This window comes from Nostoc sp. CHAB 5715 (assembly GCF_020829685.1).
GTDB lineage: Bacteria > Cyanobacteriota > Cyanobacteriia > Cyanobacteriales > Nostocaceae > Nostoc.
In genome coordinates, this window is sequence record NZ_JAIVFR010000288.1 from 1 (window position 1) to 7,689 (window position 7,689).

6 protein-coding genes and 4 pseudogenes are annotated in these 7,689 nt (G+C 40.7%); 2 read left to right on the top strand and 8 right to left on the bottom strand.

The features are described 5' to 3' along the window. Both LC574_RS17185 and LC574_RS17190 read left to right on the top strand, forming a co-directional pair. Positions 1-1,364 (top strand): penicillin acylase family protein (locus tag LC574_RS17185; protein WP_229454633.1); only part of this gene is annotated, 1,364 nt, incomplete at its 5' end. An 89-nt stretch (positions 1,365-1,453) separates the two neighbouring features. Then, a pseudogene (locus tag LC574_RS17190) lies at positions 1,454-2,563 on the top strand (IS630 family transposase). 172 nt (positions 2,564-2,735) lie between these two features. On the opposite strand, the gene LC574_RS17195 reads toward LC574_RS17190, so the two are convergent. The 8 genes and pseudogenes from LC574_RS17195 to LC574_RS17225 form a co-directional block, all read right to left on the bottom strand. Then, complete coding sequence (locus LC574_RS17195) at positions 2,736-2,903, bottom strand: hypothetical protein (RefSeq protein ID WP_229454634.1); 168 nt, start codon at positions 2,901-2,903, stop codon at positions 2,736-2,738. A 45-nt stretch (positions 2,904-2,948) separates the two neighbouring features. Continuing rightward, positions 2,949-4,051, bottom strand: a pseudogene (locus LC574_RS17200) (efflux RND transporter permease subunit); the annotation flags it as partial. A gap of 288 nt (positions 4,052-4,339) precedes the next feature. Continuing rightward, positions 4,340-4,525: a hypothetical protein gene (locus tag LC574_RS17205; protein ID WP_229454635.1), complete on the bottom strand. Its 186-nt coding sequence runs from the start codon at positions 4,523-4,525 to the stop codon at positions 4,340-4,342. Between the two features lie 20 nt (positions 4,526-4,545). Further along, positions 4,546-4,950, bottom strand: a pseudogene (locus LC574_RS17210) (efflux RND transporter periplasmic adaptor subunit); the annotation flags it as partial. Between the two features lie 144 nt (positions 4,951-5,094). Continuing rightward, a pseudogene (locus LC574_RS17215) lies at positions 5,095-5,667 on the bottom strand (biotin/lipoyl-binding protein); the annotation flags it as partial. A gap of 42 nt (positions 5,668-5,709) precedes the next feature. Continuing rightward, the gene (locus LC574_RS39070; RefSeq protein ID WP_368736700.1) at positions 5,710-5,811 is read right to left on the bottom strand and encodes a tail fiber protein; all 102 of its coding nucleotides are present in this window, start codon (positions 5,809-5,811) and stop codon (positions 5,710-5,712) included. Between the two features lie 540 nt (positions 5,812-6,351). Then, on the bottom strand, positions 6,352-7,470 hold the full coding sequence (locus LC574_RS17220; protein ID WP_229454636.1) for a ParB/RepB/Spo0J family partition protein: 1,119 nt from the start codon (positions 7,468-7,470) through the stop codon (positions 6,352-6,354). Continuing rightward, positions 7,470-7,634: a hypothetical protein gene (locus LC574_RS17225; RefSeq protein WP_229454637.1), complete on the bottom strand. Its 165-nt coding sequence runs from the start codon at positions 7,632-7,634 to the stop codon at positions 7,470-7,472. Before LC574_RS17225 ends, LC574_RS17220 begins: the two co-directional genes overlap by 1 nt. Positions 7,635-7,689: the final 55 nt, after the last annotated feature.

Consider the following 7,689-nt stretch of genomic DNA (forward strand, 5'->3'; position numbering starts at 1 on the left):
TCGCCTTCAATAATAATTTAGGCTGGACTCATACTGTTAACACTCACGACGGCTGGGATGCTTACAAACTCAACTTAGTTGATAATGGTTATCGCTTTGATGGCAAAGTCTTACCGTTTGAGACAACAACCCTTTCATTAAAAGTCAAACAAAAAGACGGCACTCTGAAAACAGAACCCTTAGTCGTCAAACATTCTGTTCACGGACCTGTTATATCACAAACAGGTAATCAAGCTGTGGCGTTGCGGGTGGTTGGTCTTGATCAGCCGAATGTACTCGAACAATGGTGGGATATGGCACGGGCAAAAAACCTTTCACAGTTTGAAGCTACACTCAAACGCTTGCAACTGCCCATGTTTACGGTCATATATGCAGACAAAAACGGGCATATTATGCACCTGTTCAACGGTCAAGTTCCCGTGAGAAAAAAAGGTGACTTTCAATACTGGCAAGGTATTATCCCAGGTAACACTTCTGACACCTTATGGACAAAAATTCACCCTTATCAAGATTTACCGCGCATCGTTGACCCAAAAAGTGGCTGGTTGCAAAATGCTAATGACCCACCCTGGACAACCACATTTCCAACTGCTATCAAGGCAGATAAATACCCACGTTACATGGCACCACGTTTTATGGATTTCCGGGCGCAGCGTTCTGCCAGAATGCTCTTTGAGGATAAAAAAATCACTTTTGATGAGATGGTGGGATACAAACACTCAACCCGTATGGAACTAGCAGACCGCATCTTGGATGATTTAATCCCCGCAGCCCGAAAAAATGGAAGTGAATTAGCAAAAAATGCAGCTAATGTGTTAGCAAGTTGGGACAAAAAAGCAAATGCCAATAGCAAGGGTGCGGTATTATTTGCTGCTTGGGTACAACAAATAGATTTAGACAAAGCATTTAGTATACCTTGGAGTGAAAACAAACCGCGCACCACACCTGACGGTTTAGCTAATCCTCAAGAAGCAGTGGCCAAACTAGAAGCAGCAGCCGCTCAGGTACAAAAGACCTATGGAAAGCTAGATGTAGCATGGGGAGAGGTTTTTAAGCTAGATTATGGTGGTGTAAATTTACCTGCCAATGGTGGCACAGATCCTCTCGGCATCTTCCGCAACCTTTGGTTTACACCACAGTCAAATGGAAGTTTTAAGTCTGTCGGTGGAGATTCTTTTGTGGCGGCGGTGGAATTTTCTCAACCAGTGCGGGCAATGGTACTTAACAGTTATGGCAATGCTACTCAACCCGGTTCGCCCCATATTGGTGATCAGTTACAGATGTTCGCTAATCAAAAGTTGCGTCCAGCTTGGCATAAGCGCTCTGATATTTTAGCCCATTTAGAAGAACGTCAGGCTTTTTGAAATCACGTCAACCAATCTAGTAGTCTACCAAGGCAACTTTGCTTGGTAGCCCCTGTTTTTGATAAGCTACTGAAAAATCAGAGAGTAGCATGGTAAAAAAGTACATTGTGGACTTACAATGAAGATGAAGTTTCTCAGCTGCAAACACTAATTAAAAAAGGTAAGCATAAAGCAAGAACCATCACCCGCGCAAACATTCTTCTAATGGCTTCTGAGGGAGAAACAGATCAAGCGATCGCTGCCATTATTCGAGTCCATGTTACGACAGTAGAACGGACACGAGAAAAATTTGTCATCGGTGGGTTAGATTTTGCACTTCTTGATGAATCTCATCCACCAAAGCTTCGTAAACTTGAAGGAAAGGAAGAAGCGTTTTTAATTGCTACAGCTTGTTCTAACCCACCTTCTGGACGGGTAAGATGGACAATGCAACTTTTAGCAGATCACTTAATAGTCTGTGGTATCGTTGATTCGATTTCTGATGAAACAGTTCGTCAAACCTTAAAAAAAACGAGATTAAACCGTGGCTCAAAGAACAGTGGTGCATTCCCGAAGTAAATGCTGAGTACGTTTTACGGATGGAAGATATATTGGATTTATACAACGAGCCGTATGATCCTAAACGTCCAGTAGTTTGTTTTGATGAATGTTCATATCAGTTGGTAGAAGAAGTTAGACAACCTTTACCACCTGAACCGGAGCAACCAGAACGTTATGATTTTGAGTATAAACGCAACGGTACAGCCAACTTATTTGCTTATTTTCAACCTTTAGCGGGCTGGCGACATATTGAAGTCACTCAACGGCGTACAAAGCTAGACTTTGCAAAGCAAATGAAAGATTTAGTAGATATTTATCACCGTGATGCTGATCTTATTCGTTTGGTAGTAGATAACCTTAATATTCATACTCCAGCAGCCTTGTATGAAGTTTTTTCTCCTCAAGAAGCACGTCGAATTGTACAAAAATTAGAGTTTCACTATACCCCTAAACATGCAAGTTGGTTGAATCAAGTAGAGATTGAGCTATCTGTTTTATCTCGTCAATGTTTAGAGCGACGAATCCCAGATATACAAACATTATCCACTGAAATTGCTACTTGGGAGAAACAACGTAATCTCCAACGTACTAGCGTCTATTGGCGCTTTCAAACTACAGATGCACGTAGAAAGATGGAACGGTTATACCCGACTGTATGACCCAGCAAAGTTCCCTTGGCGGACTACTAGAACTCACTCTATTTCGGAGCGATCCAAATTTTTGGACACCATTACCAATGGGGGCAGGATTAGCGATCGCTCCTTAACAAAAACTGCGAGTTAAGCCTGATACATTTTATCTCCACTTTTCTGAAGGAAATAAAAAATCCAGCTAACCAAGCTTACTTAACAAATGTGTAAACTGATGATTTCGATTAAACAGAGCCAGAAAAGCTAGTATAACAACGCCGATTGTCGCGATCGCTGTTCCTGATGCCTGTGCAAAAATAATCACAATCTGGTAGCGTATGGCATCATTAGGACTAGGGCGTGTTTTCAAACTCGTTGTATCCTAAAAAAGATGCGATCGCTTTGTGATGATGATGAATATTGGAGAAAAGACGACTATAGTAATTAAAGTTGCCCCAATTAGAGATTCCTGGACTTCCTGTACTCCTTCAAAAACAATTTCCAGTACTGGACGCGGGTTGGGAGAGTATTTATTTTGTCGCAACAAACGAAAAACATTTTCTGCATAGACAATGGCATCATCGATCGCTGTACCAATGGCGATCGCTAATCCTCCCAAAGTCATTGTATTCAGCCCCAAGCCCAAAAAAGATAATACTTGCAATGAAAATATAAAAGTCAGGGCAAAATTCAACAGCACAACTCCAAGAGTCCGCCAATTCATTAAAAAAGGGATGAGGATAACTGCTGCAATGATACTACCTTCCACCAAGGCTGACCTGACATTTTCCACCGAAGTATCGATATAATCTGCTTGGCGGAAGGTTTGATTTACTTTAATTTCTTTCGGTAAACCTGCTTTTAGCTCAGATATTGCGGTTTCAATAGCGCGGGTGACGGTGGGAGTATCAGCTAGGGGTTGTTTATTCACCATCACCACAACAGCATCTTTCCCATTTAAACTACCATCGCCGATTTTCACAGCACCACCAATTTGCACTTGGGCGACATCTCCCAGGCGGACGGGCGTTCCTTGACGGGCGACAATGACAGATTGTTGAAGATCATCAAGGGATTCAATCCGCCCAATTCCCCGAATTAAAGTTTGTTTGTCAGGAGTAGTCAAAAAGCCACCAGGAGCATTGACATTTGCCGCTTGTACGGCTTCACTTACCTGTTGTAAAGATACATTAAAAGCTTGTAGTTTGTTGAGGTCTACTAACACTTGATACTGACGCACATCGCCGCCATACACAAGTACCTGACTGACACCGGGAACTGCTAAGAGGCGATTCGTTACTTGCCAATCAACAATTCTGCGGACTTCCATGAGGTCGATTTTAGTGGCAGATTGGGGGCTGCTGTCTCAATTTCGACTTGGGGAGGTGCAAAGGCTGGAAAAACATCCAGCGGCATTTTGGGGATGGTATTAAAGATGATGACTAATGTGGAAATGAGCGCAGCAATTACTACGAGCCAGCGTCGAGAAATTACCCATCTAGCAACTGTACTAATCATTTGGTTTTTGGTTAAGAAATAGCGAAGGGTTTGTTTATTTCTGATAAACGGGTGAATAAATTTAAATATTAGGTGTGGCTGTTGCTAGCATCAAGCCCCAAATCAGCCCAAAGCGAACTATTCCTAAATAGGATATGAACAAACTACATTTTTATACTCTCTGTGCCTGGAGCATGAGATTTATAAACTGTTCTGTTCACAATCTAAATAGTCTTGCTGTAGGTTGGTTTGATGTTAGAAAATCTAACAGAACCCAACTTCAGTTATTATCTGCAACTTCACTAATTTCTAAATACCATCAGAATTTCGAGGACGATCGCGCTCCTCAACATTTTTATCAGAAGTAGACAGGGTTGGTTGCTTGTGGTTATCGAGATAAACCTCTGTTTCATAATTGAACCCGTCGTACTCTAAATTACCTGCTGGTACTAAACGTGAACGGGTACGACGATTAGACCAAAAAGCACCTCCCATGAAAGCAACTGTCGTTTGTCTAAATCTTTTTCATAAATATTGGCTGTGGCAAAAACCCGACTATCATTGACAATAGTCATGAGTGTGCCACCTGCATCATTAAAAGTTTGACCAAGAGTAACTTGGCGATCGGCAACTTTACCGGAGATGGGAGCAGTCACTGTTACCAATCCCTTGGCATTGGGACGGTTGCCTATTTGTTGCAGTCTAGTATTATAAGCAGAATCACTAAGACGTAAACGCTCTTGTGCTACTTGAACAGCAGACTGAGCGCGTTTCATTTGGGCTTCGCTTTCAATGACATCTCGTCTGCTGTTGGCTGAGGTGACTTTGGCTTTTGCTTCCGCTAATTGTGTTTGAGATTCGAGCGCGTTGCGACGTGGTAAAGCGCCTTCATTAGCTAACTGTAAATCCTTATTATATTGGTTCTTGCGTTGGTTTTATGGTAGAGCATTAAAATCGCAGTTTTATAGAAAGGCTCAAAAACTTAAAACCCAGTCACAGCAATAAATCTAGCCTATCTTTAGGTTTTATTTATTATTCTGTTCCATAAAATGAACTGAAGAACCATTATATTTTTCTTCAGCAAATGCTACCTGGCTTTGTGCTTGGGCAATGTCGGCGTTAGATATTTGCCAATACCTTTGATAATTTTGTTGAGCTAATCTTGAATCGGCTTGCGCTTGCTGCAAAGAAGCTATAGCTTCCGCTCGTTTTTCTTGGGAACTAACCCGTAACTCCACCAAGTCAGGACTGGTGACAACGGCAAGGGGTTGGCCTTTTTTGACTACAGCACCGGGTTCTACCAACAATTCAACCACTTTTGCCCCTGTAATTGGGGTATTCACTTCCACTTTTTGGCTAGGTAAGGTTTCAATCTGTCCAGTGCTTTTAATACCCAAAGCCAGCCGTTGCCGTTTCACTGGCTCGACTTTAATTCCCAACCTCTGGGCGGTTTCGGCATCAACTTCGACAGAACCACTTGCTTCGCTTCCACCACCCTGAAATGAACTTGCACCGCTATGGTCGTGTCCAGCATCAGCTAACACAGCTGTGGGAGTTGTCAGCAATAAAAGGCTTAGGACTGTGCCGGAAACACAACGAATTGCTGTAGGTGGTTGGAGACTTTTAGAGATTCCCATCGCTATTTTGTGTCCTTGAGTTACTATGGTATGGATTTGTGCTTAGACGTTGGTTGACTTTTTAAGCGGGATTTGGGGAACCGCTTTTGGCAAGCAAGCTAGCGTTTCGCTCTTGGAATTTGTTCGCGAAGCCAACTTAACCACTTAACTTAATAGTTTTTCACACAAATATGAAATTAGGATGAAATTAGAACGAGTGATTAGCATTCAAGCAAAAGTTATTTGTTGGTAATAAACATACATCTCGGTATCTACTGGCATTTGCTCTACAACAGAAGCCAGCTTTGGCAGCCGAATAAGTGTCGCAGTTCCTTTTATCCACACCTAAATTCGTCGATTTTTTTCGTCCCTCTCAAGGTGTAAATTTAGGTAAGTTATTTTATAAATCAGTTTTCTGACGTGCAGCCAACTGACTGGATATTCCAGGCGTTGCAATCTCTACTTGAATGGTATGGTTGTATCGTCGGATACGCCAAAATTTACGATTTTTTAATAATTTGCAGGTAATTTAGAGGTTTATCATACTTTAACTAATTCAACTTCAAAAAATGTAACTAGCGGTGTGACTGCGGCTCACAGCCAAGCTTGATGTTGTTTAGGATTATAACCTTGCATATTGATAACCCTCAACTTGGGTTAATAACAAATATAAAACACTACCATACTCAAAATAATAAAAAAGTTTTATCCAATTAACTTACCAATTTCATTTAATTTCTGCTCCAAAATTCCTTGTAAAGATTGAAGTTGTTCCCTACTAGCATTAGCTAAAGTCATCTCAGATAATCCACTATTGATTTTTTGAATAACTGCTTTTATTTCTTTCGATTCTGATTGTTCTGATGTTAAATACTTAGCTTTAATGTTCTTAACTAAATCACGTGTCTCAGGTACAGTTAAACTTTCTTTTAATACCTGCTCTGTTGCTTTTATTCGTTCTATAGCTGCTTCTTGCTCGGAAATTTTCAATATTTTTGATGACAATGTTGCTAATGCCAATGCGTGAGCGCCTTTCAGTTCTTGATGACGAATTGCTTTTTTTAAATCTTCTGGCAAAGATAACATTGGTAAAAGATTGGACTTAACAGAAGCAGGATTCAACCCAAATTCTAAGAACACTAAAAATAAAGCTTGCTCTTCGTTATTAATATCCAGTACTTCTAAACCTTGTTGTTGCTCCTCACTACTAGCAATTAATAATTTTGTTAATTCCTTGACTTGATTATTACGTTCAAGCCGCTTAAGTACAGCACCAAGAGTTGTAGCAACCTCATCAATTTCTAAACCAGTTGATTTGGTGATCTCTTTAAATATTGCTTCTGCCTTATCTAGTGGATTTAAATCTTCAAAACCTAAAAAAGTCAATAACGATAATTGGTCTAAATCCTGCGGCTGAGGTACGATTAATGCCCTAATAGTCTCCCATCCTAATAGCTTCGCTCCTGACCAACGTAATTGTCCGTCCAAGAGCATATAACGACCGTTATCTTGAGGAACTAAAATAACTGGTGTAATCTGCCCATGTTTTTTTAGTAATCTCGCTTTTGCCTGAATAGACTCTTGTGTAATTGTTTGTCTTGGCTGATTAGGATTAGGGTCAATTAGACCCGTATCAATGGCAATCTCACTTGTTTGCGTTTGCAATTGTTCGCGTAGTTTGGCGATTTCTGTCTCTAACTCTGGTGATTGCGATGCACGTAACCTTTCTACTTCAGCTTGTAAATCCGTAATTTTTTGTTCTTGATCGGTTTTCTGCACTGCCCCTTTAAATTTATCGCCTATTTGCGGTAATGCTTTTGCCATTATTTTTCCTTAATTAATGCAATGACATCATCAACAATTAATTTGAAATCTTTGCAAGCAGGATGCTTGGGACGATACTTGTGCAATGGTAATCCATAGGCACTAGCATTTTTAAACTCGTTAGAACTCCGAATTTTTGGATATAACTTTATCCCTAATGACATTGTGAAATTACAGCAGTTTTCATGTATTTGAACCACATCTGTTGTAGGGGTTTAG

Coding starts and splice junctions, on each gene's coding strand:
- LC574_RS17205 (WP_229454635.1), bottom strand. CDS start 4,525: ATGGGAGGTGCTTTTTGGTCTAATCGTCGTACCCGTTCACGTTTAGTA.
- LC574_RS17225 (WP_229454637.1), bottom strand. CDS start 7,634: ATGTCATTAGGGATAAAGTTATATCCAAAAATTCGGAGTTCTAACGAG.
- LC574_RS17220 (WP_229454636.1), bottom strand. CDS start 7,470: ATGGCAAAAGCATTACCGCAAATAGGCGATAAATTTAAAGGGGCAGTG.